This is a genomic window from Acidovorax radicis N35, from assembly GCF_000204195.1.
GTDB classification, from domain to species: Bacteria; Pseudomonadota; Gammaproteobacteria; order Burkholderiales; family Burkholderiaceae_C; genus Acidovorax; species Acidovorax radicis.
In genome coordinates this window covers 608447-631223 of the sequence record NZ_AFBG01000020.1, presented here as the reverse complement: position 1 = coordinate 631223, position 22777 = coordinate 608447, and the positions used below count along the sequence as shown (strand labels likewise).

Genomic DNA, 22777 nt, shown 5'->3' with positions numbered 1-22777 from the left:
TGTCCGGCTTTAGGGGCCGAGATAAGAAAACTTAAATCTTGCCAACCAGGTCCAGCGAAGGCGTCAGCGTCTTGGCGCCTTCCTTCCACTTGGCGGGGCAGACTTGGCCAGGGTTGGCGGCGGTGAACTGGGCAGCCTTGAGCTTGCGCAGGGTTTCCGACACGTCGCGGGCGATTTCGTTGGAATGGATTTCCAGGGTCTTGATCACGCCATCAGGGTTGATCACGAACGTGCCGCGCAGTGCCAGGCCTTCTTCAGCGATGTGCACGCCGAAAGCGTTGGTCAGCTGGTGCGTTGGGTCGCCGACCAGGGGGAATTTGGCCTTGCCCACAGCGTCCGATGTTTCGTGCCAGACCTTGTGCGAGAAGTGCGTGTCGGTGGTCACGATGTAGACCTCGGCGCCAGCCTTCTGGAACTCGGCGTAGTTGTCGGCAGCGTCTTCGATTTCGGTGGGGCAGTTGAAGGTGAAAGCGGCGGGCATGAAGATCAGCACGGACCACTTGCCCTTGAGGGACTGTTCGGTCACTTCGATGAATTCACCCTTGCCAGCGCGGTTGACGAAAGCGGTGGTCTTGAAGGGCTGAACTTGCGTATTGATCAGGGACATTGCTGTTTCCTTAGTGGTTGGTTGACTGAACAGGACTGAAGTCTAGGCCGTTCACGGCCATCAATCCAATTAATTGATTTGATTGAATCAATTGCCTGTGACTATACATTGACACCCTGCCCTCGGTCCGGGGATCGGCATTTTGCCCCTTTCAACCCCAGAAACCAGCGTTGGCAGCCTGCAAGGCAAGCACGCCGATACAGCCAACCCTTGTGGCATGTCAAACATTCAAATACAACTGATTCGTATTTAGTCATATCATCTGCCGCACTGCAGCAAAGCCGCTCGGGCGGCGCATTGCAGCGGGAAGGCCGTGCACTTACGCCATTCTCAAAATATTGGTCAACAAGGCCTGTAGCGCTTTAAAAATAAGCGCAAGCAGCTCATTAATTTATAGCAAGACCTGACTTCACCATGTTCCAAACACTGCTGATCTGTTTCCGCGAAGGGCTGGAAGCCCTGCTGGTGGTGGCGATTGCCACCTTGTACCTGCGCAAGACCGGGCGCTTGCACCTGCTGCTGCCGCTGCGCGCAGGCGTGGGCGTGGCCGCCCTGCTCTCGCTGGTGCTGGGCTGGGTGCTGTCGCAGGTGGGCGCGTTGTCGCCCGCAGCCGAGGGCTGCATGGCGCTGGTGGCGGCTGCCACCGTGGCCTGGTGTGTGGTGCACATGCGCAGCGCGGGAAAAGGCATGGGCCAGGAGATCGCCCAGCGCATGGACCACGCCAGCGTGCTGGAGGGCCCGCGCGCCTGGATGGCCGTGTTCTTGTTTGCCCTGTTCATGGTGGGCCGCGAAGGCGTGGAAACCGCCACCATGCTCGCCGCCCTGGCACGCAGCGCGGAGCTGGCTTACATGGCCTGGGGCGGCCTGGCAGGCCTGGCGCTGGCCATTGCCATTGCCTGGGCCTGGACGCGCTACGGCCGCGCAGTGAACCTCTCGCGGTTCTTCCGCGTCACCTCATGGTTCATGGCGGTGTTTGCCGTGCAGCTGGTGGTCTACGCGTTCCACGAGTTCACGGAAGGCGGCGTACTGCCCGGCATCGACAACGCCTACTGGCATGCGGCCACGGAAGACCTGGCCGAAGGAACCATTGCCCAGGCCATCTCGCTGGCCCTGGTGCTGGTGCCCACCGTATGGCTGGGCGTGGCGCACTGGCGTGACCAGCAAACCATGACTGCCCACGCCGCCCAGCCAGGTGCATCGGCCAAGGCGCTGTAAAACCGAAATCCGCCGTGCGGCGCAGGCCGCAGTTTTTCCAGGCCCTGGGTAGCAATACCCAGGGCTTTCTTTTTTGTCGCCCGCTCAGTGCCCAGGGTGGGGCACCGCCAACGGCCACGCCCCCCCGCCAATCCACCATTGTGTTTCTGATTGAAACCAAATGAGCCGTGGGTGCCGCCCTTTCCGCTTTTTACAGAACCATGCCGGTAACCTGACCCACAGGCGTCGCCATGGCTGCAGATGTCATCAACTGAACGAGAGGGTAGTTTCCATGAGCACCAGATCTTTAACCCATGCGGTTGCCAGCGGGATGGCCGTACTGGCACTGACCGCCTGCGGGGGCGGAGGCAGTGAAACGGCGACCACAGCCGCCAGCAAAGAATCCACCAATACAAGCAAGGCCGACGCCGCGAACCTGGTGGTGCGTGCCCGCGCCAGCCTGTTGGCCAATGCGGGCGCGCTCATGCAGTTGCGCGTCAACGGCATTGCCGTGGCAGACACCGAGGTGCGCGAGACCAGCTACCAGAACTACAGTTTTTCGGTGCCTTCGATTGCGGGCGGCGACAAGGTGGACGTGGTGTTCACCAATGACGCCAACGCCAACGGCGAAGACCGCAACCTGTACGTGGAGTCCATCACCGTAAACGGCACCACCGTCGCCGCCACCGCCGAGGGCGTGACCCTGGACCGTGGCATCGGCGACAAGGCGTTTGACGGGCTGGACGTGATCCCCGGCCAACGCTCCGTGCTGTGGAACGGCGCACTGCGCTTTACCGCCCCTGGCAGCACCGTGATCGCGTCGACCCTGAGCCCCGGTTGCCAGGCCTTTTACGAAGCGCGCCCCGGCTTTGCATTGAGCACCGCACGCACCCTGGTGACCGCGGCCACGCTGGCCAAGCCTGCCAAGGGCGCCGTGCTGGCAGAACCCGACTACGGGACCTGCTTTACGCGCGCCACCAACCACGCGGCCGACGGCGTGGCGACCTTTGCGCGCAACGACTACGCGCGCCGCCAGGCCTTCAACGCAGACAGCACCCGCCACCTGATCTATGCGCTCGACGGCCACTGGCATCTGTACGACGCACACACGCACGCGCGGCTGAAGGTTTTGCCGTACCTGGCCGCCGATGCCGAGCCACAGTGGCACGCGAGCAACCCCGATCTGCTGTACTACCTGCCCACCAACGGCGTGGGCATGCAGATTCACGAGCTCAACACCGCCACCGGTGCCACGCGCGTGGTCACCAACCTGTCGGCGCGCCTGAAAACCCGCTGGCCCGGCGCCAACGCGGCATGGACCCGCTCTGAAGGCTCACCGTCCAAGGACGGCCGCTACTGGTGCCTGATGGTGGACGACGCCAACTGGAACAGCCTGGGCGTGATCACCTGGGACCGCGACACCGACACCATCGTCGGCACCAAGAACACCAACGGCGTGCGCCCCGACCACGTGAGCATGAGCCCGAGCGGCAACTACTGCGTGGTCTCGGGTGACGATGCCAGCGGCACCGTGGCGTACTCGCGCGACTTCAGCCAGTCCAAGAAGCTGCTGCACAAGTCCGAGCACTCGGACCTGGCGATCGATGCCAATGGCGACGATGTGTATGTGTCGGTGGACTACCAGGCCAACGTGGGCGACATCTTCCTGGTCAACCTGCGCACCGGCGTGCGCACCTTCCTGCTGCCCAGCTACCTGAACGGATCGACCACGGCGCTGCACCTGTCGGGCAAGGGCTTCAACAAGCCGGGGTGGGTACTGTTGAGCACCTACGCCGACACCGTGAACCGCCAGTGGTTCCACCGCAAGCTCATGGCCGTGGAGCTCAAGGCCAACCCGCAGGTCCACACCCTGGCGTTCACGCGCGTGACCTCCAACGAGTACTGGTCGGAACCACACGCATCCGTCAACCGCGACTTCACCAAGGTGCTGTTCAACTCCAACTGGAACACGGGCAGCGCGACCGACGTGGATGCGTACATGGTGCAGATCCCGGCAGGCGCGCTCAAGTCCACCGGCCTGCCCGGCACCCCGGGCACGCCCCCACCCACCGAGCCCCTGACGGTTGCCGTGGGTTCGGTCACCCACGCCGGCTACAACGCCAGCTACGTGCTGACCACCAACCAGGCAGCGGCTTGCCGGGCATCGTGGAGCACAGGCAATGCCTACGGCGCTCTGTATGACGACATTGCGGCCAGCGCCAACGGCCTCACTCACACCAAATCGCTGTCGCTGGGCAGCACCGGTCCGCAGACGGTGTATGCCGTGTGCAAGGCCACAGCCACCGGGGCCGAGAAGGAAGTCGCGATCCTGCTCCCCTGACCCTGCGTTGACCGCGCACCCAAAAGGGGCTGGCAGCCAATGGGCGGCCAGCCCCTTTTTTGCAGGTCCAGATGCGAACACAACTCAGGATCACACGCAGACAGAGCGACTCAACAGGGGTTTGGCTTGCGGTGATTGATCGAGGTCACGACAATCGGGCCCGAATCCACAGAACAAACAAGGAGTCCCCATGAAAGGCGACGCACAAGTCATTGGCCATCTGCAGGCCCAGCTCAAGAACGAACTCACGGCCATCAACCAGTACTTCCTGCACTACCGCATGCTCAAGCACTGGGGCTTCGACAAGCTGGCCAAGAAGGAGTATTCGGAATCCATCGGCGAGATGAAGCATGCCGACTGGCTCATGGACCGCATCTTCACGCTCGACGGCCTGCCCAACCTGCAGGACCTGGCCAAGCTCCAGGTCGGCGAAGACGTGCCAGAGATCCTGGCCTGCGACCTGAGCTCCGAACAAGGTGCCCAGGCGACCATCAAGGAAGGCATTGCCCACTGCGAAACGGTGCGCGACTATGTCTCGCGGGATCTGCTGCAAAAGATCCTGGACGACACCGAAGAGCACATCGACTTCCTCGAAACCCAGATCGACCTGATCGACAAGGTCGGCCTGCAGAACTACCTGCAGTCGCAGATGGGCGAAGTGGAGTAGTCCTCCACAACGGCCGCGCGGCACGATGAGGTTCTTGGAACCTTTTCGCCAGCGGGATCGCACAGACGGGCTTCGGCCCGTTTTTTTATGTGCGGGAGGCGCACCGCACCCTCATGCACCATTTTGTTGCTATTGACAACTAAAATTTCGACAAGTATCTTGTCGGCAGTTGGTTGCTTTGCACACCTAAATGCCCCGCCTACACGCTGAAAATCTATTGCGCGAAGTTGCCCGCCTCTACACCCGGGCGCAGCGTGTGGTGGCCGACTGCAGCCAGACCTCGAACACCCAATGCCACCTGCTGACCGAGTTGGGGCGGTCGGGGCCTTTGAGCTTGTCTGAACTTGGCGCGAGAGTCCGCCTGGAGAAGAGCTGGATATCGCGCGCGGTTGACACCCTGGTGGCCCGCGGCCTGGTGACCAAGGAACCCAACCCCGCGGATGCAAGAAGTTGGCTCGTCACGCTGACTGCCTACGGCACGCGTTCCGTCGATGAGTTGAACGCTGCGTTGGACGCCCATGCGACTCGGTTGATGGCCTCGCTGACCGAACGAGACCGCGCCGCCATCAGCAAGTCGCTCGCCCTGCTCATGCAGGTTCTGGAACAGGAACAACCCGCCCACTGCGGCGCCCGTCCACTCAAACTTCCCAACCCACCTGAACGTTCACAACCATGACCCTGCGCACCGCCACCGAAACCGACGCCGAAGAGATCACTGCGATCTACGCGCCCATCGTCCAGCAAACCAGCATTTCGTTCGAGCTTGAGGCTCCGACGGTTGACCAGATGCGGGAACGGATTTCCAAGACGCTGCCCGAGCTGCCGTGGCTGGTCAGCGAAGATGAACAAGGCCGGGTCAACGGGTATGTGTATGCCAGCAAGCACCGCGAGCGGGCTGCCTACCAGTGGTCGGTGGACACCACGGCTTACCTGCGGGAGGACGCTCGCGGACAAGGTCTTGGAAAGCGGATGTACCACGAGCTGAAAAGGGAGCTCATCAAGCTGGGGTACTGCCAGGCATTTGCCGGCATCGCCCTGCCCAACGCTGCCAGCGTGGCGTTGCACGAATCGGTGGGATTCGAGGCGCTGGGCGTCTATCGCAAGGTCGGTTTCAAAAACGGCCAATGGCACGACGTGGGCTGGTGGCAGTGCAACCTGCAGTCGCCAGATGCGCCCGTGGTGCCCTCGAAGTTTCAGGGACTATAGCCGTCGTTGAAGGGTGCTCACTTCTCAGAGCGCGTCCATCAACGAACCAGAACTTGGCACGTCTATGAAGCGAACCTCGGCCACCACCCCGTCACAAGCTGTTGCAACCGCACATCACAACAGCAAAATTGCAATCTCATGAATGCGAATACATCTCAATAAAAGTAAAATGCGTTCTTATGACCGCGCCATTCCTTTTGCAGCCGCGCCTGCATTGCCCGGTCCGTTGATTCCCTTCCACACCTAGCCAGCCAGTCAGCCGGGCCTCGCCGCCGCTGCAGCCAGCGTTTGTACGTTTGCCGTACTACAACCCTGCCTGGAGCCTCTCTGATGCTGCGCAGCACCGCCAGCCCCTGCATTGCGGGGTCTCTGTTCCTCTCGTTTTCTCACTGCTGCGCCGCCTCTCGCGCCGCCACAGCCCAGCCATGAAGGCAGTTCGCTTGGACTGGCGCTACCGCTTGGGCGTCACCTCCCGTTCCGTGGCGGCCATCGCGGGCGGCTATGCGCTGGCCGCCGGGTTCACGGCGGCTTTTTCGCTGGGCCTGGCGCAGTTCATGCCCCGTGTGGAGGCCGTGCTGACCGCCACCATGCTGGCCTGGCTGGCCTATGCCATCGCCGCTGGCTGGGCGTTTTATGCGCGCACGGCCTGGGGCGCCTGGGGTGGCACGCTGCTGCCCGCCCTGGCGCTGGGCGCCTGCGCCATGGCGCCGCAATGGATGGGAGCCACGCCATGACCGCCGCACACACCACCACCGCCCGCAAGAGCGCCGACCGCGAGGGCTTCCGCCAGGCGATGTCGTGGCTGCACACCTGGGCCGGGCTGATCCTGGGCTGGCTGCTGTTCGCGATCTTTCTCACCGGCACGCTGTCGTTCTTCAGGAACGAGTTCAACCTGTGGATGCGCCCCGAGATGCACGGCCTGCCAAGCATCGAAGTGGCGGATGCGCAGGTGGCCCAGAAGTCGCTGGACGCCCTGGTGCGCAAGTCGCCCGAGGTCACGCAGTGGATCCTGCACCTGCCCGACGAGCGCGACCCTGCTGTCAACCTGCTGTGGCGCGGCACCGGCAACGGCCGGTTTGAAACCCTACGCATGAACCCGCAGACCGGAGAGCCCATCGAGGCACGCCAGACCATGGGTGGCGACTTCTTCTACCGCTTTCACTTCGAGCTGCGTACCGCCCAGAAGGGCCGCTGGACCATCGAAGGCCGCTGGGTGGTGGGCGTGGCGACGATGCTGATGTTTGTGGCGCTGATCACCGGTGTGATCACGCACCGCCGCATCTTCAAGGACTTCTTTACCTTCCGCCCCACCAAGGGCGGGCAGCGCGCCTGGCTGGATGCGCACAACGTCACCGGCGTGCTGGTGCTGCCGTTCTATTTGATGATCACCTTCAGCGGGCTGATGATCTTCCACACGCTGTATATGCCCGCCGGCATCGCCACCACGTACAAGAATGAAAAAGGCGTGGACTCCAACGCGTACTTTGCCGACCTGCAGGGCGAGAAGGCCGAGAGCCGTCCCCGCCGCGGCGCAAACGACAAGGTGGAGCCCCTGCCCGCCATCGCGCTGGAGCCCATCCTGAACGAAGCACGCACCCGCTGGGACGGCGGGCGCATCGGCAGCCTACAGGCGCGCCGCGATGCCAAGGGCCGCGCCGTGGTCGAGGTCACGCGCCACGAAGGCGACCGCCTGCAGTACCGCCCGCCGCGCCTGCTGTTCGACGCGACCACCGGCCAATGGCTGGACCAGGCCGACCCCACCGGCCCGGCCGCCAAGACCTATGGCGTGCTGTACGGCCTGCACCTGGCGCGCTTTGCCGACGTAGGCATGCGCTGGGCCCTCTTCGGCTTTGGCGTGCTGGGCAGCTTGATGATCGCCACGGGCATGGTGCTGTGGACGGTCAAGCGCAGCGCCCTGTCGCAAACCAAAGCCGGCCGCCAGGGCGCTGCCGCCGCTGCAGCGCGCACCAAGGCGCCCTTTGGCGAGCGCCTGGTGGCCGCCATCAACATCGCCACGCTGGCGGGCCTGCCGCTGGCCTGTGGCGTGTATGTGGCCTCCAACCGCCTGATCCCGGTAGGCATCGAGGGCCGGGCCGATACCGAGCTGGGCTGGTTCTTCAGCGCCTGGGGCATCGCGCTGGTGTGGGCGCTGGCGTGTGCCGTGGTGCGACCGAGCCGCATGGGCTGGTCGGTGCCGCTGGGCGCTGCGGGCGCCATGTGGACGGCCCTGCCTCTGATCAATGCGCTGACCACCCCCACCCACCTGGGCGTCACGCTGCCCGCGGGCGAATGGATCTGGGCCAGCATGGACTTGTCGTTCCTGGCCACGGGTCTGTTGCTGTGCTGGCTCTCCTGGCGGCTGCGCCCGGGGCGCATACCCAAGGGCAAGGCCGCGGTGTCCCAGGCGCTGCGCCACGCCGCCGCCAACGCATCCGCCCCCCAGCCCGCTGCCCCGGCGCTGTCGGCCACGCCCGACGTCTCCACTTCGGGAGCCTGATCCATGTCCGCTTTTCTGCTGTGTTTTGCCGCATGGTCGGCCATTGCGCTGGGCATGGACCGCCACCACGAAGACGCGCTGGGCCGCGAGGGCACGGCGCGGCGCCAGATGCACCTGCGCCGCGCCGGCTGGCTGGTGCTGGCGCTCTCGCTGTGGCTGGCGGCGCGGCCGTCGGGCGAGGTGCCCGCATCGCTGGGCGTGACGGCCTGGACGGTCGCCCTGTCGGTCGCGGCCTTGGCGGTGACGGCCATGGTGACCTGGCAGCCACGGCGCGCGCCGGTCGCGGCCGGCGTCGCGCTGGCTGCCGGCCTGCTGGCATGGGCTGGCGGCTGGTGATGGCGCCAAGCGCCGTGCTGGCGGCCTGAAGGGGCCGCGCCGTAACGGTAGCCCTGCGCACACCCGGGCCACACCGCCTCCTGTTCCCGTCCCGCCTTACCGCATTCGTTTCTCTTCACCGCTTCGCACACCTCCCAGCCAAGGCCGACCACCGGCCCCAGCCAGGCACGGGGCGCGAGCTTGTCTTCACCTGCGCTGCGCACACAACCAACGGAAAAATCATGCACGCATTTCAGCCATCTCTCACGCTCAGGCCCCTGTCGGCCGCCCTGCTCGCTGCGCTCTGCAGCGCTGCGTGGGCCCAGAGCGCGCCGCCCGCCGCCGCCGCGCAGACCCTGGGCGAGGTCACGGTGCAATCCACCACGGGCGACGACGGCTACTCCCCCGCCGCCAGCACCTCGGCCACCAAGGGCAGCGCGCCGCTGCGCGACGTGCCCCAGGCCGTGAACGTGGTGCCCGAGCAGCTCATGCGTGACCAGGGTGCGCGGTCGATGGAAGACGTGCTGCGCAACGTGCCCGGCGTGGCCATGAGCCACGGCGACGGCCAGCGCGACCAGGTGGTGATCCGCGGCTTCACGGCCATTGCCGACCAGTTTGTCGACGGTGTGCGCGACGATGCGCTGTACTTCCGCGACCTGGCCGACATCGAGCGGGTGGAAGTCCTCAAGGGCCCCGCCGCCGTGTTGTACGGGCGCGGCTCGTCGGGCGGCCTGATCAACCGCGTGACCAAGAAGCCCAAGTTCGGCGAGACCTCGGGCGAGGCCAGCTTGGGCCTGGGCAATTTCGACTACCGCCGCGCCACGGCCGATGTGAATGTGGGCATCAGCGACACCGCGGCCTTTCGCATCAACGCCGCCGTGGAGGACTCGGGCAGCTACCGCGACCAGCAGTTCGTCAAGCGCCACAACTTCGCGCCGTCGCTCGCGCTCAAGCTCGCCGCGCAGACCGACCTGCTGCTGCAGTACACCAACGCCCGCGACAAGCGCCTGACGGACTTCGGCATTCCGGCGCTCAACGGCCGCCCCGTCAACGTGCCCGCCAGCACCTACTACGGCTCCAGCAACGCGGCGCAGGACGACACCACCACCAGCACCATGCAGTCGTTCGCGGCCACGCTGAACCACCGTTTCAACGACGACTGGTCGGTGCGCAACGTCACGCGTCTGTACGACTACGCGCTCGACCGCTACAACACCCTGCCCGGCGGCACCACCGACCCGGTGAACCTGACCGTGGGCCGTACGCGCTCGTTCATCCTGCGCGACGAAAAAGGCTTCTTCAACCAGACCGACGTCACCTGGCGCAACCAGCTGGGCGGCTTCCAGCAGGAATGGCTGATGGGCGTGGAGCTGGGCCAGCAAAAGAAGCGCGCCGAGTCCGTCTCGGGCGGCGCTGACCGGGTGCCGATCTTCAACCCCGGCAACCGCCCCGCCCCCGCCATCCCGGCCGCCAGCTTTGCGGTCGACGGCGCCATCCCCAGCCACACCACGCAGGACACCGCCGCGCTGTACTGGCAAAACCAGATCACGCTGGCGCCGCAATGGAAGGCACTGGTGGGTGCGCGCTACGACGTGTTCGGGCAGGAGACCACGTTCGACCGCAAGCTCGCGGGCCTGTCGCGCACCGACAAGAAGTTCAGCCCCCGCGCGGGCCTGGTGTGGCAGCCCAGCGATGCGCTGTCGTACTACGTGTCGTACAGCAAGTCGTTCCAGCCCTCGGCCGAGACCTTTGCACTGGCCGCCAACAACACCGGCGCCGAGCCCGAGATCACCGAGAACAAGGAAATCGGCGTGAAGCTCGACGTGCTGGACGGCCGCCTGAACTTCACCGGTGCGCTCTTCAACCTGGAGCGCACCAACATCAAGAACACCGACCCGACCAACCCGTCGCGCCAGATCAACGTGGGCACGCAGCGCACCAACGGCCTGGAGCTGACCGCCAATGGCCGCCTGCCCGACCGCTGGGACGTGAGCGCCGGCTACGCGTGGCTTGATGGCCGCATGACCAAGTCGCTGGCCACCACCGGCTCGCTGCAGCTGCCCACGGCGGCCATCGCGGCGCAGGGCAAGGTGGCTGCGCTCACGCCGCGCAACTCGGCCTTCCTGTGGGCCATGAAGGACCTGGGCCACGGCCTGCGCGTGGGCGGCGGCGTGAACTACGTGGGCGCGCGCTTCACCTCGCTGACCAACCTGGTGACCTTGCCCGGCTACACCACGCTCGATGCGGCGCTGCAGTACACACTGGGCCAGTGGGACCTGGACGTGAACATCAAGAACCTGGCCAACCGCAAGTACTACGTGTCCGCCCACGGCAGCAACGACAACCTGATCCTGCCGGGATCGCCGCGTGCGGTGCAGGTGACGCTGCGCACACGGTTCTGATGCAACGCATGCAGGCGCGGCGTACAGATTCATAGCCCCTCAGGCTGCTAGCGCTTTCTGGATAAGCGCTAGCAGCTACTGAAGTGATAGCAAAGATCATTTAACGCGTGGCTCACCATGGCCACGCGCCACGGCGAAACCGGTGCGCGCAGCCGCTGCGCACATGTGCGGTTGAAAATGGCACCGGATCGCGGGGCCGCTGTCACGCTGATCGCAAGAGGGCACGCGGGCTGTTCATGAGCAGCATCCAGAGCCCACCGTGGCTTTCAGCTCGCCTTGGCGCAGGTCGGCCAGGATGGTGCAATCCGGCGCAGGGCCACCAGCGCAGCCCGCGCTGCAAGCCTGGACAAAACGCGACAGGCTGCGGTCCAAGCGACGCAGCTCCGCCATCTTGGCCCGCACGGCGGTGAGGTGCGCCTGGGCTATTGCGCGCGCCTCCACGCAGTCGCGCTCGGCGCTGGTCGACAACGCGAGCAGCTCGCGCGTCTCATCAATCGAAAACCCCAGATCGCGGCAGTGCCGGATGAGGATGAGCACGTCTTGCACCGAATCTGGATAGACACGATGGCCGCTGTCGCGCCGCATCGCGGCGGGTATCAAGCCCACTTCTTCGTAGTACCTCAGGGCAGATACCGCAAAGCCAACCCGCTTGGCCAGGGCGCCAATGGAGAGGAACTCTGGTGTGGGGTCAGCGGGGTTGGTCTGCTTTTTCACAATAGTCCTTGCATCTCAAGTAACTTGAGATTTTAAAGTGGGCGTACGGGAATCGACCCGCATGGACCCACTGGAGAAAATTCGTGAAAAAACCTGTATTGGCCGCACTGGGCGTAGCGGGAGCCTGCGTGGCGTGCTGCACCATCCCCTTGGCGATCCCCTTGCTGGGTGGGGCTGCGGCGCTTGGAGTGAACTCCTGGCTGGTGGCGACACTCGGGATCAGTCTGGAACTGATGGTTCTGCTGAGGATCGCGTCCATCGCAGTGCTCGTGTGGAGCGCAAGAGCGTGGACACATCACCACCGCGCAAAGCCATGCGCCAGTGAGTCGTCCAGCGCAAGTAGCTGCGTTGTGACTGCTGAGGCGCAGGGGTGCGGCTGCGCGACAAGTTAGTTGGCATGGCGGGCGCGTACCGGTCCACAACGACGGTCCTGCAGGAGAAAACCGCCGCTCAGCTGACGCCGAAGGCGGTCGGATGCAGCGGCTTGTCATGCCGGTCTTTCACAAGCGTCATGTGAACGCCATTGTGATACTGGCCATCGAGGCACACTGCTTCAGACTCGACGCCGTACTCTACAAAGCCCATTGATTTGTAAAGCACGATGGCCGGTTCGTTGGGCACGTACACCTGCAGGTTCACACGATGCACACCGTTGTCGAAGGCGTGTTGAAGGGCGGTTTCCACGACCTGCCGGCTTAGTCCCCGGCGACGGTGCCGAGGGGACGTAAACACGCCCCACATCACCATTTTGTGGTGCGAGGACGGAAATTGGCCTGTGCGGCTGACGGCAGCTGTCGCGGCAAGCTCACCCTGAATAAAACAACCGAACACAGCGTTTGGAAGAGGTGCAGAGAGCTGCGCTCGAAAGCCTTCCAACGTGCGCGTGAGTTCTTCCTCGAACGTCAAACCCATGGGCACGGGGTCTGCTCGTGTGACCTCTCGTCGCAAAGCCGAAAACGCCGCAGCGTCATCGGCACCAAGACGGCGGACCTCCACTGGCTGTGCAATTTGGCTCATAGGGCAAAGCGTTCTACGGACAGGGTGGCCTGCGCTTTGGCGCAAGACCTTCCTTTGACGGCGGTGTCAGACGCCTGGAGGGACGAGGGAAAAGACATAGGCATCCGTAAAGCAGCCATGCACCTTGAGCCGATTTCGCGCGAGGCACTCTCGCACCGCGCCCGACCGCTCGGCCACGCCGAGACTGGGTGTGTTGTGTTGGGCCACGACGATTTCAACGCGGCCCAGCTTGAGCTCAGCAAAGGCGAACTGACTGAGTGCCTGAACGGCGGCGAGCGCTGCGCCTTGGCGCTGCCAGGACTGGCGGACCCAGTAGCCCAGGTTGCAGAAACCGTTGACCGGGTTGAATTGATTGAGGCCACAGCCACCCACAAGGGTATTGGACCCGGCGTCGAAAATCCCGAACTCGTAGCTGGAACCGCTCTCCCGCTCAGCCTCGCAATGCGCAAACCAGGATGCAGCATCGGCGGTTGTGTAGTTGGCATGGGCCCAGGGCATCCACTTCCCGACGGTGGCGGTGGACTCCAGAACGGCCTCGACGAAGGTAGGGAGATCGGGTTCAACGAAGGGGCGTAGCTGGAAGCGACCGGAAGCAAGCATAGGGCTGAAGCTGTAGGTGTCTATCGCGTCAATTAAGCCAAGCCGCGAAGTCGCTTCGGCTTGAAGGAGGGGAGAGGCGGCGCTTCTGGGCGACCCCTGGCCTTGAAGGGGAAAAGCCGCTCTTTACCGACAGATGGATTGTTGTGTGGCATTCACTTTTGGCTAGGAATGCGCGCGGACAACCCATGTGACTGCGGCAACCAATGCAATGAAAACAAGCGTAGAAACGGAATACCACAACACACGAAGCCCCGAGATCGAACGCTGTCTGGTTCTTTGCTCAACAAACTCGTTCCCATGGCGGATACCTGGCAAACGGGAGTAGGCAAGTCCTAGGAGCTCTCCGGCCGCGCTAAGCAGGAGATAGGCCGGTGGAGCAAACATTGCAAGGAGTAGCCAGCGGAGTAGACCCTCGGGATGCCCTAGCCACAGGAAAACTCCGGCACACACCGAGAGACCTAGCCAAAGAACGAGTAGTAAGCGTGGTTTCGACATTGATATGCGCTCAGACTGGATTGGTTGAGTGAGTCTCCCGCTCGGCCTTGCAATGCGCAAACCAGGATGCAGCATCGGCGGTTGTGTAGTCGGCATGGGCCCAGGACATCCACTTCCCGACGGTGGCGGTGGACTCCAGAACGGCCTCGACGAAGGCAGGGAGATCGGATTCAACGAAGGGGCGGAGCTGGAAGCGAGCGGAGGCAAGCATGGGAGCTGGAACTGTAGGTGTCTGACGTTGGCCATGAATGGGCTGCGGCAGCGCACTCGTCATTGAAGAGCCGCGATCATGCTGACCGCCATTGCGGGTCCGTATGACAAACCCGCTTCGCATCATGGCGGCGTACCGCCCTTCTTGTGCACCTTGAAACTGTCATCAAGGTAGACAGAAGAACTCGTCATGCCATAGCCTTCGCAGACAAACCCGTTCAAAGGCAGCACGCCCGGAGCATCGGTGATCCGGCCTCTCGCCTCCTTGTACTTCTTTCCAACACGCCGCGAATGAATGGCGGCGTTGGTCAGGTAGTTGAGGCTCACTCGGTAGGAGGAGTTGCTGGAGTAGTCTTCGTCGTCCTGCTGCTCGCCGATGTGTTCCAGGTCTTTGGTCTTGGCGTTGTAGCGGAACTGCAGCGTGAAGCCCGAGAACCGGGCGGCGTCTGCGTAGTAGACCGCCTGAACGAACAACGCGTTGTTTTTAATGTCCAGGTTGTAGAACTTGCTGGGGTGGCAGAACTCGCCGGACATCGAGAGCACCTGATAGCTGCCATCTGCCCTTCCGGTCAGGACGAACAGCCGCTCCTCTTTCGGGCCTTCTCCTTTGCGCCCCATCAGCAGCATGGCCCGGTCGGGAACGCCGTCGCCGTTCAAGTCGCCTTCTGCGGCGGCCAAGACAAAGTCGAGATGCCGAAACTCGGGGACTATTGCGAGCCTGGCCTTCTGCTCTGCAGATGTATTTCCGTCTGCGGCATATGCATTGCCCATACACAGAATGGCCAGAACAGCGAGCCCTGGCAAGGCAGCCATGTGCAGCGCTTGACGCAAGGCACCCATGCATACCGCAGATGCGTGCGCGACAGGCTCAACGGCGCGGGATATCGTGGACACGGAACTCTCCTGAAAGCGGCTCGCAGCCTGGCTTCGCAGCCAATGCACTGGTTCAATGCCCAGGCACAAAGATCCTGCAAAACCGGCACGCTGGGTCCAAGGGACTATAGCCTGCAAGCGGGCGCAGGTTGCGCGCTGGAGGGCCCACTTGCGGGCTGCCCGCCGGCCGAACGAATGGAACCGATACGGCCTGGGAATGCGATGGCCATCGCCGCCTGTGGCCCCATGCAGCGCCCGAATCTGCACACACGATACCGGCGGCCGCCACTGCCAAGGGCTTCTTCCACAAGCCCCCTGCCCTGAACCCTGCGCGTTCTCCGCGCGATGCCCGGCCCCAAAAAAGACCATTCCCCGCACCACGGGATCGGGCTTTTTCCCAACACACCCAGCCCCGCCACCATTACGAATACAAACAATTCCTATTTGCAATGTAAAATTAGGTATACGCAAGCCACAGCCTCCCCCTTAGACCTGCTCTAAGGCTGCAGCCAGCACCCACCGTCCTTCGATGTTTTCGGGTTGTCTGGCTTGAACCACCTTTTCACTCCTCCTGCTGCTGTCATCGCTGCCCCCGCGCTGTGGGCCGGCCGTGTGGATGTGTGCCAGCCCAGCCCCTGCCGCCCCACCCCCGGACCATGCTGAGCCCCACCGCCCTGCGCCGCTGGAGCTGGACCCACAAGTGGTCCAGCCTGGTGTGCACCGTCTTCATGCTGCTGTTGTGCCTCACGGGCCTGCCGCTGATCTTTCACCACGAAATAGGCCACCTGCTGGGTACCGAGGTCGAGGCGCCCGCCATGCCCGCCAGCACACCGCGCGCCAGCCTCGACAAGGTGCTGGCCACTGCGCACGCATTGCACCCCGAGCGCGTGGTGCAGTTCGCATCGCATGCGGAGGACGATGACAACGTCTGGTTCGTCACGCTCACACCCACACCGGCGCCCACCGATGATTTCCGATCCGTGGCGGTGGATGCGCGCACGGCCCAGGTGCTGGCGCAGCCGCGTTTTGACGAGGGCTTCATGTACGTGATGTTCAAGCTGCATGTGGACCTGTTCGCGGGCCTGCCGGGCAAGCTGTTTCTGGGCTTCATGGGCTTGCTGCTGCTGGTGGCCATCGTCACCGGGGTGGTGTTGTATGCGCCGTTCATGCGCAAGCTCGCGTTTGGCGAGGTGCGGCGTGACCGATCCACGCGCGTGAAGTGGCTGGACCTGCACAACCTGCTGGGCATCGTCACGCTGGTGTGGGCGTTTGTGGTGGGCGGCACGGGCATGATCAACACGTGGGCGGACCTGCTCATCAAGTACTGGCAGTACGACCAGCTCTCGGTGCTGCTCAAACCCTATGAAGGCCAGCCCATCGTGCCCGCCACAGAGCGCGGCCCGCTGCAGCAGGCGCTGGAGGCCGCACAGGCGCAGGCGCCGGGCACCAAGCTGTCGTTCATTGCGTTCCCGGGCACGGCGTTCTCCAGCCCGCACCACAACACGTTTTTCATGCGCGGCAACGAGCCGCTCACCTCCCGCCTGCTCAAGCCCGTGCTGATGGATGCGCGCACAGCGCAGGTCACCGCGTCGCCCCAGCTGCCGTGGTACCTGACGGCGCTGCTGGTGTCGCAGCCGCTGCACTTTGGCGACTACGGTGGCATGCCGATGAAGATCCTGTGGGCGCTGCTCGACATTGCCACCATCGTGGTGCTGGGCAGCGGGCTGTACCTGTGGCTGCGCAAGGGCGTGCAGGCGGGCAGCACCAGCAACGCCACTACCAGCACCACCACCGCGGCCGCCACCGTGCAAGGCCACACCAGCCTGCCGACAACAGCTGCAGCGCGCACCGGCAGCCCGCTGCCCCACACGGAGGGCCGCGCATGAAGCCGAGCCCGTTCTGGTCGCTGTGGGGCGGGCCCATCGTGATGGGCGTGCTCACCACCACGGGCCTGATCACCGCCCTCGTGTCCGACACCTGGGGCGACTGGTGGTCGTGGGTGGGCCTGGGCATTCCGGTGGCGGTGATGGGCTGGCACTGCTGGCCCCACACACAGCCTGCGGCCGCCGCCCAGGGAGCCCACGGCCAACCCCACACCGAAACAACCGAAACGGGCACCAGAGCCACGCCACCCTGAACACCGCCAGCACCTTCACCACGCCATGCGCAACACCCATTCCCCACGCCCCCCTGCCCTGACCCCGGCCGCCCTGGCCGCCGCGTTGCTCTTCGCACTGGCCGCGCCTGCCGCTTGGGCGCAAGCGGCGGCCAGTGGCACCGAGCCAGAGGGCAAGGCCCTGTCCACCGTCACGGTCAACGCCAGCGCCGATGCATCGGCGCAGGGCCTGTCGCCCGCCTACCCCGGTGGCCAGGTGGCGCGCGGTGGGCGTGCCGGCATCCTGGGCACCAAGGACGCGATGGACACGCCGTTTTCCATCACCAGCTACACCAACGAACTGATCCAGGACCGCCATGCCCGCAGCGTAGGCGATGTACTGCAAAACGACCCCACGGTGCGCGTGGCACGCGGCTTTGGCAATTTTCAGGAAGCGTTCTTCATCCGGGGCTTCATCCTCGATTCGGACGACACGGCCTACAACGGCCTGTACAGCCTGCTGCCGCGCCAATACATTGCCACCGAGCTGTTCGAGCGCGTGGAGGTGCTGCGCGGCGCATCGGCCTTTTTGAACGGCGCCAGCCCCAATGGCGGCGGTCTGGGCGGCAGCATCAACCTGCTGCCCAAGCGGGCGCCCAACGAGCCCTTGAACCGCGTGACCTTTGGCGTGGCCAGCGGCGGCCAGACACAGATCGCGGCCGACATTGCCCGCCGCTTTGGGCCGGATGGCAACACCGGCATCCGCGTGAATGCGGCGGCCCGCAACGGCGGGACGGCGGTCGATGGCGAAGACGTCCAGCTCGGCCTGCTGGCCGTGGGCCTGGACTGGCGCAGCCGCGACGTGCGCCTGTCCGGCGACATAGGCTGGCAAGACCACAAGCTCAAGAACACCCGCACCAATGTCACGCTGGGTGCTGCGGTCACGGCGGTGCCGGGTGCCCCCGACAACCAGGCCAACTTTGCTCAGCCCTGGAGCTATTCGAACGAACGCGACACCTTCGGCACGCTGCGCGGCGAGTGGGACCTGTCGCCCACCACCACGGCCTGGGCCGCGGCGGGCGCGCGCCGTGGCGAAGAAGCCAATTCACTGGCCAACCTCACGGTGACCAACGCCGCCAGCGGCGCCGCCACCACCTACCGCTTTGACAACACCCGCAAGGACAGCGTGAACACCGGCGAGCTGGGCCTGCGTGGCAAGCTGCAGACCGGCAGCGTGGGCCACGAATGGGTGGCGGTGGCGTCGCACTTCAGCGCCGACAAGAAAAACGCCTATGCCATGGACTGGCGCAACACCCAGGCGACCAACCTCTACAACCCCGTGGCCACCGGCCTGCCGGCTTTTAGCGCCGACACCCTCTTCGGCGGCGACCTGGCCCACCCGCAACGCACGGGCAGCACCCGCCTGACCAGCTTTGCGCTGGGCGACACGGTGCAGCTGCTGGACAGCCGCCTGCTGCTCACGGCCGGCCTGCGCCACCAGAAAATCGAAATCGCCAACTACGCCTACGGCACCGCCGTGCAGACCGACCGCTATGACCAGAGCCGCACCAGCCCGCTGCTCGCGGCCATCTACAAGGTGGACAAGGGCCTGTCGGTGTATGCCAACTATGTGGAAGGCCTGAGCCAGGGCCAGACCGCGCCCAGCACGGCGGCCAACCGGGGCGAGATGCTGGCGCCCTATGTCTCCAAACAAAAGGAAGTGGGCGTGAAGTTTGACGCGGGCCGCGTGGGCGGCAGCGTGGCGCTGTTTTCCACCACCAAGCCCCGCGCGTTTTTGAGCGCGGCCAACCTCTTCAGCACCAGCGGCAAAGACCGCCACCAGGGCGTGGAATTGGCACTGCAGGGCGAGGCCACCAAGGGCCTGCGCGTGCTGGGCGGGCTGACTTGGCTGGACGCCAAGCAGCTGACCACCGGCGCTGCCGCCACCGACGGCCAGCGCGTCATCGGTGTGCCCAAGCTGCAGGCCAACCTGGGTGCAGAGTGGGACGTGCCCGGCGTGCCGGGCCTGGCCGTGGATGGCCGCTGGGTGCACACCGGCGCCAGCTATGCCAACGCCACGAACACCCTGCGCGTGCCTGGCTGGAACCGGCTTGACGTGGGTGCCCGCTACCTCACCGAAGTGCAGGGCCGCCTCGTCACGCTGCGCGCCCGCATCGACAACCTGACCAACCGCAACCACTGGGCCTCGGTGGGCGGCTACCCCGGCTCGGGCTATCTGGTGGTGGGTGCACCGCGCACGTTGTCGCTGAGCGTAGGCGTGGACTTCTAAAGCGGCACCGCCGCCACGCCGCCCAGGCCCTGTTCAGACCAAATTTAGGGTCAAAAAGCCACCCAGCGCTTATCCAACAAGCGCAGGCAGCTATCAAAAAATGAGTGTTTATCACCCCTGCATCGCAGGGGCGTGGTGCCCTGCGCTCCGCTGTTTTTGTTGTTACTGAAACCACCGAAAGGAAATCGTCCATGTCCTCGAACCAACGCCTCCAAGCCCCGCTGCTGGCCGCCCTGCTGGCCTGCGCCGCCCTCACTGCGGTGAGCACCGCCCATGCTCACCAGGTCTGGCTCGAAAACGCCGGGGGCCAGGCGCGCCTGCACTTTGGCGAGTTCAACGAGAACCTGCGCGAGACCTCGCCCGGCCGGCTGGACCAGTTCAAGGGCGTGCCCGCACTGGAACAACGCACGGGTAGCACGACCCAGCGCGCGGAAGGCCAGCTGGGCAAGGACGCTTTTGTCTACACCACCACCGGCACGCCAGACACGCTGTTCGCCGCCGCCACCTACCCGCTGATCGACCGCAGCAAGCGCAACCTGCCCGCGATGTTCTGGCAGCCCTCGGCCCGCTGGGTGGCCGGCCTGGCACAGCCCGTGGCGCCCACCGCCCCGCTCGACCTGGTGCCCACCGGCAAGCCCGGTCAGCTGAAGGTTGTCTACAAGGGTGCGCCGCTGCCCAAGGCCAAGGTGCAGTTGGCAGCACCCTCCGGCTGGACGCGCGAAGCCGAGGCGGGTGAAGACGGCACCGTGACCTTCGTCACCCCCTGGAAGGGCCAGTACGTGGCCGAGGTGAAGCACAGCGACAAGACCCCCGGCGAAGCCCAGGGCGGGCAGTACGGCGAAGCCAGCTACGTGACCACGCTGACCTTTGTGCTGGCCGATGGTATGGCGTCGCCCGCCCTGCCCGAGCCGCCCAAGGCCCACTGAGCCCCGGCTGACGCCACCGCCGATTCGCTAGCCGCACAAACCACCGCCCTCTCGCGGCGCGTGGTACTGCCTTGGCACACTCGGGCGGCTGGCATTCATATCACTAAAAATGGGCTGTAGCGCTTTATGTAAAAGCGCTGACAGCTACTAATCCGATAGCGCCATGATTCACCCCAATCTCTTGCGCACCGCTATAGCGCACGCCGCGCTGCTGGCTGTGTGCGGCACCGCGTTCGCGCAGAACAGCACAGCACCCGCACCGGCCCCCATACCCGCCGACGCTCCAACAGCCGCTCCCTCCCTGCGCCAGGTCGACGTCATCGACTCCACCGCAGGCGAGGCGGCCACGCCCGCGCGGCGCGCGCAAAGCAGTTCGCGCCTGGGCCTGTCGGTGCTGGAGACACCGCGCTCGGTCAGCGTGATCGACAACGCGCTGCTGGAGCAGCAGATGGCCACCACCGAGCGCGACGTGCTGCGCAATGCCTCGGGCGTGGCCACGCGCAGCGAGTACTACGGCTCGTACTCGCAGTTCTCCATCCGCGGGCTGTGGGCCAACAACACCTACAACTTCCTGCGCGACGGCGCCAAGTTCGTCCACCTGCTGGACCCACCGCTGTTCAACATCGAACGGGTCGAAGTCATCAAGGGCCCCGCCGCGCTGGAGTTCGGCCAGGTCGCGCCTGGCGGCCTGGTCAACTACGTGAGCAAGCGTCCCCAGGCCGACCCGCTGCGCACCATCAAGATCGGCGCCGGCAGCCACGGCTGGCGCAGCGCCGAGTTCGACCTGACCGGCCCGCTCAACGCCGATGGAACGCTGCGCTACCGGCTCGACGGCGGCGCCAGCCGGGGCGGCAGTTTTGTGGATGGCAACACCCCGCGCAAGCAAGGCATTGCAGGCAGCCTGGAGTGGCAGGTCACGCCCGACACCGTCTGGCGCGCGCAGGCGGAGACCCAAAGCATCGACGGCACCTCCACCTCCGGTCTGGCGGTGCCAGACCCCAAGAATCCACGCAGCGCCGACGTGCTGCCGGTGGGCGCGTTCTACGGCGAGCCCTGGTTGAAGACCGACGGCCATCTGCGCTTTTACTCCACCGAGCTGCAGCACCGTTTGACTGACCAGCTGGAAGCCCGCGTGCACCTGTCGCGCAACGAGACCTTTCGCAACGTGAACATCGTGTCGCCCATGGGCCCGGCGGCCAACGGCCGCGTGCCACGCACCTACTGGATGGCGCCGGGACAAAAATACACGTCGGACACCGCGCTGGCCGAACTGCGCGCGCAGCTGCAAACCGGCGCGGTAAAACACACGATGCTGGCGGGGTTGGACTGGCGCGCCATTGCGGGCTTCTACGGCGCGCGCACCACAGGCAACCTGGGCGCCATCGATCTCTACAACCCCGTCGCAGGCCTGGTGCCACCCGTGGCCTCCACCGGGGTGGGCAAGCTCTCCTCCGACGCCCGCAACACCGGCGTGTTCGTGCAGGACCGCATGGTGCTGGGCGACTTCGGCCTGCTGCTGGGCCTGCGCCATGACAAGTTCAAGGACGCCTACACCGCGCCCGTCACCGACCTGAGCCAGACCCAGCCCAGCGCCGCCCTGAGCTGGGAACTGCGCCCGGGCAGCATGGTGTACACCAGCTACGCACGCTCGTTCCAGGCCAACTCGGGCACGCTGATCTGGGGCGACCGCGCCGCGCCGCCCTCCGAAGGCAAGCAGCTGGAAGTGGGCTGGAAGCAGGAATGGCTGGACAAGCGCCTGATGACCACGGTGTCGGCCTTCGACCTGGAGCTGACCAACGCGCCCGCCACCGACCCGCAACACCCCGGCTACTCGGTGCTGACCGCGCGCCAGCGCATCAAGGGCGTGGAGCTGGAGCTGCAAGGCCGCATCACCCCTGGCTGGACGGTGACGGCCAATGCGAGCTTCCAAAACCCCAAGGTGCTGGCCGACACCACCGCCGGGGCCAACGTGGGCAACCGCGTCGCGCTGGCCACGCGCCGCAACGCATCGCTGTGGACGCAGTACCGCCTGCCGCAACTGCCCGGCCTGTGGGTGGGTGGCGGCCTGGTGCACCAGGGCGACAAGTTCATCGCCAACGACAACAAGTGGCGCCTGCCGGGCTACACCGTGGTCGACCTGGCCGTGGGCTACCAGTTTGCGGGTGGCGTGCGGCTGCAGGCCAACCTGAAGAACGCGGGCAACCGCCGCTACTACCTGGACGGAACGACCACCGCAGCGGGCTTTGGCTCCGTCGTGCCGGGCACGCCACGCAGCTTGCAGGTGTCGCTGGACTACACGTTCTGAGGGCCAAGCGCCTCCACCCCACA

General features: G+C 65.1%; 19 protein-coding genes. 14 read left to right on the top strand and 5 right to left on the bottom strand.

The features are described 5' to 3' along the window. Positions 1-31 precede the first annotated feature (31 nt). A complete protein-coding gene (ahpC, locus tag ARADN35_RS0116645) occupies positions 32-607 on the bottom strand; it encodes an alkyl hydroperoxide reductase subunit C (protein ID WP_010464065.1) in 576 nt (191 codons plus the stop codon). A 414-nt stretch (positions 608-1021) separates the two neighbouring features. Between ahpC and ARADN35_RS0116640 the strand changes: the two genes are divergently transcribed. From ARADN35_RS0116640 to ARADN35_RS0116600, 9 genes are all read left to right on the top strand, one after another. Further along, the gene (locus tag ARADN35_RS0116640) at positions 1022-1822 is read left to right on the top strand and encodes an FTR1 family iron permease (protein WP_010464064.1); all 801 of its coding nucleotides are present in this window, start codon (positions 1022-1024) and stop codon (positions 1820-1822) included. 271 nt (positions 1823-2093) lie between these two features. Further along, positions 2094-4142 (top strand): carbohydrate-binding domain-containing protein, encoded by a 2049-nt coding sequence (locus ARADN35_RS27020; protein ID WP_159103199.1) that lies wholly within the window; start codon positions 2094-2096, stop codon positions 4140-4142. A 190-nt stretch (positions 4143-4332) separates the two neighbouring features. Further along, positions 4333-4809 (top strand): bacterioferritin, encoded by a 477-nt coding sequence (gene bfr, locus ARADN35_RS0116630; RefSeq protein ID WP_010464062.1) that lies wholly within the window; start codon positions 4333-4335, stop codon positions 4807-4809. Between the two features lie 217 nt (positions 4810-5026). Beyond that, on the top strand, positions 5027-5485 hold the full coding sequence (locus tag ARADN35_RS0116625; protein ID WP_010464061.1) for a MarR family winged helix-turn-helix transcriptional regulator: 459 nt from the start codon (positions 5027-5029) through the stop codon (positions 5483-5485). Beyond that, the gene (locus tag ARADN35_RS0116620; protein ID WP_010464060.1) at positions 5482-6015 is read left to right on the top strand and encodes an arsinothricin resistance N-acetyltransferase ArsN1 family B; all 534 of its coding nucleotides are present in this window, start codon (positions 5482-5484) and stop codon (positions 6013-6015) included. The genes ARADN35_RS0116625 and ARADN35_RS0116620 overlap by 4 nt, the downstream gene beginning before the upstream one ends. A gap of 425 nt (positions 6016-6440) precedes the next feature. After that, positions 6441-6749 carry a hypothetical protein gene (locus tag ARADN35_RS0116615; RefSeq protein WP_029414101.1) on the top strand — a complete coding sequence of 103 codons (309 nt, stop codon included), beginning with the start codon at positions 6441-6443 and terminating at the stop codon, positions 6747-6749. Further along, a complete protein-coding gene (locus tag ARADN35_RS0116610; RefSeq protein ID WP_010464058.1) occupies positions 6746-8512 on the top strand; it encodes a PepSY-associated TM helix domain-containing protein in 1767 nt (588 codons plus the stop codon). Before ARADN35_RS0116615 ends, ARADN35_RS0116610 begins: the two co-directional genes overlap by 4 nt. A 3-nt stretch (positions 8513-8515) precedes the next feature. Beyond that, positions 8516-8848: a DUF3325 domain-containing protein gene (locus ARADN35_RS0116605; protein WP_010464057.1), complete on the top strand. Its 333-nt coding sequence runs from the start codon at positions 8516-8518 to the stop codon at positions 8846-8848. A 221-nt stretch (positions 8849-9069) separates the two neighbouring features. After that, a complete protein-coding gene (locus tag ARADN35_RS0116600; protein WP_010464056.1) occupies positions 9070-11229 on the top strand; it encodes a TonB-dependent receptor in 2160 nt (719 codons plus the stop codon). 234 nt (positions 11230-11463) lie between these two features. Here the strand turns inward: ARADN35_RS0116600 and ARADN35_RS0116595 are convergent, their stop codons facing one another. The 4 genes from ARADN35_RS0116595 to ARADN35_RS0116575 form a co-directional block, all read right to left on the bottom strand. Further along, on the bottom strand, positions 11464-11943 hold the full coding sequence (locus ARADN35_RS0116595) for a MerR family transcriptional regulator (protein ID WP_010464055.1): 480 nt from the start codon (positions 11941-11943) through the stop codon (positions 11464-11466). 450 nt (positions 11944-12393) lie between these two features. Continuing rightward, on the bottom strand, positions 12394-12960 hold the full coding sequence (locus ARADN35_RS26505; protein WP_081474656.1) for a GNAT family N-acetyltransferase: 567 nt from the start codon (positions 12958-12960) through the stop codon (positions 12394-12396). 66 nt (positions 12961-13026) lie between these two features. After that, positions 13027-13560, bottom strand: coding sequence for a GNAT family N-acetyltransferase (locus tag ARADN35_RS0116585; protein WP_010464053.1), 534 nt, complete (start codon positions 13558-13560; stop codon positions 13027-13029). Positions 13561-14388: 828 nt separating this feature from the next. Continuing rightward, positions 14389-15159 carry a hypothetical protein gene (locus tag ARADN35_RS0116575; protein ID WP_139019204.1) on the bottom strand — a complete coding sequence of 257 codons (771 nt, stop codon included), beginning with the start codon at positions 15157-15159 and terminating at the stop codon, positions 14389-14391. Positions 15160-15794: 635 nt separating this feature from the next. Here ARADN35_RS0116575 and ARADN35_RS0116570 point away from each other — a divergent pair. The 5 genes from ARADN35_RS0116570 to ARADN35_RS0116550 all read left to right on the top strand — a co-directional run bounded on the left by ARADN35_RS0116570 (position 15795) and on the right by ARADN35_RS0116550 (position 22754). Continuing rightward, positions 15795-17024, top strand: a complete 1230-nt coding sequence (locus tag ARADN35_RS0116570; protein ID WP_010464050.1) for a PepSY-associated TM helix domain-containing protein — start codon at positions 15795-15797, stop codon at positions 17022-17024. Further along, the gene (locus ARADN35_RS0116565; RefSeq protein ID WP_010464049.1) at positions 17021-17275 is read left to right on the top strand and encodes a hypothetical protein; all 255 of its coding nucleotides are present in this window, start codon (positions 17021-17023) and stop codon (positions 17273-17275) included. Before ARADN35_RS0116570 ends, ARADN35_RS0116565 begins: the two co-directional genes overlap by 4 nt. A 25-nt stretch (positions 17276-17300) precedes the next feature. Further along, positions 17301-19523 carry a TonB-dependent receptor gene (locus tag ARADN35_RS0116560; RefSeq protein ID WP_010464048.1) on the top strand — a complete coding sequence of 741 codons (2223 nt, stop codon included), beginning with the start codon at positions 17301-17303 and terminating at the stop codon, positions 19521-19523. 191 nt (positions 19524-19714) lie between these two features. Continuing rightward, complete coding sequence (locus ARADN35_RS0116555) at positions 19715-20449, top strand: TonB-dependent receptor (RefSeq protein WP_010464047.1); 735 nt, start codon at positions 19715-19717, stop codon at positions 20447-20449. A 163-nt stretch (positions 20450-20612) separates the two neighbouring features. Then, positions 20613-22754, top strand: a complete 2142-nt coding sequence (locus ARADN35_RS0116550) for a TonB-dependent siderophore receptor (RefSeq protein ID WP_010464046.1) — start codon at positions 20613-20615, stop codon at positions 22752-22754. The last annotated feature ends 23 nt before the right edge of the window (positions 22755-22777 follow it).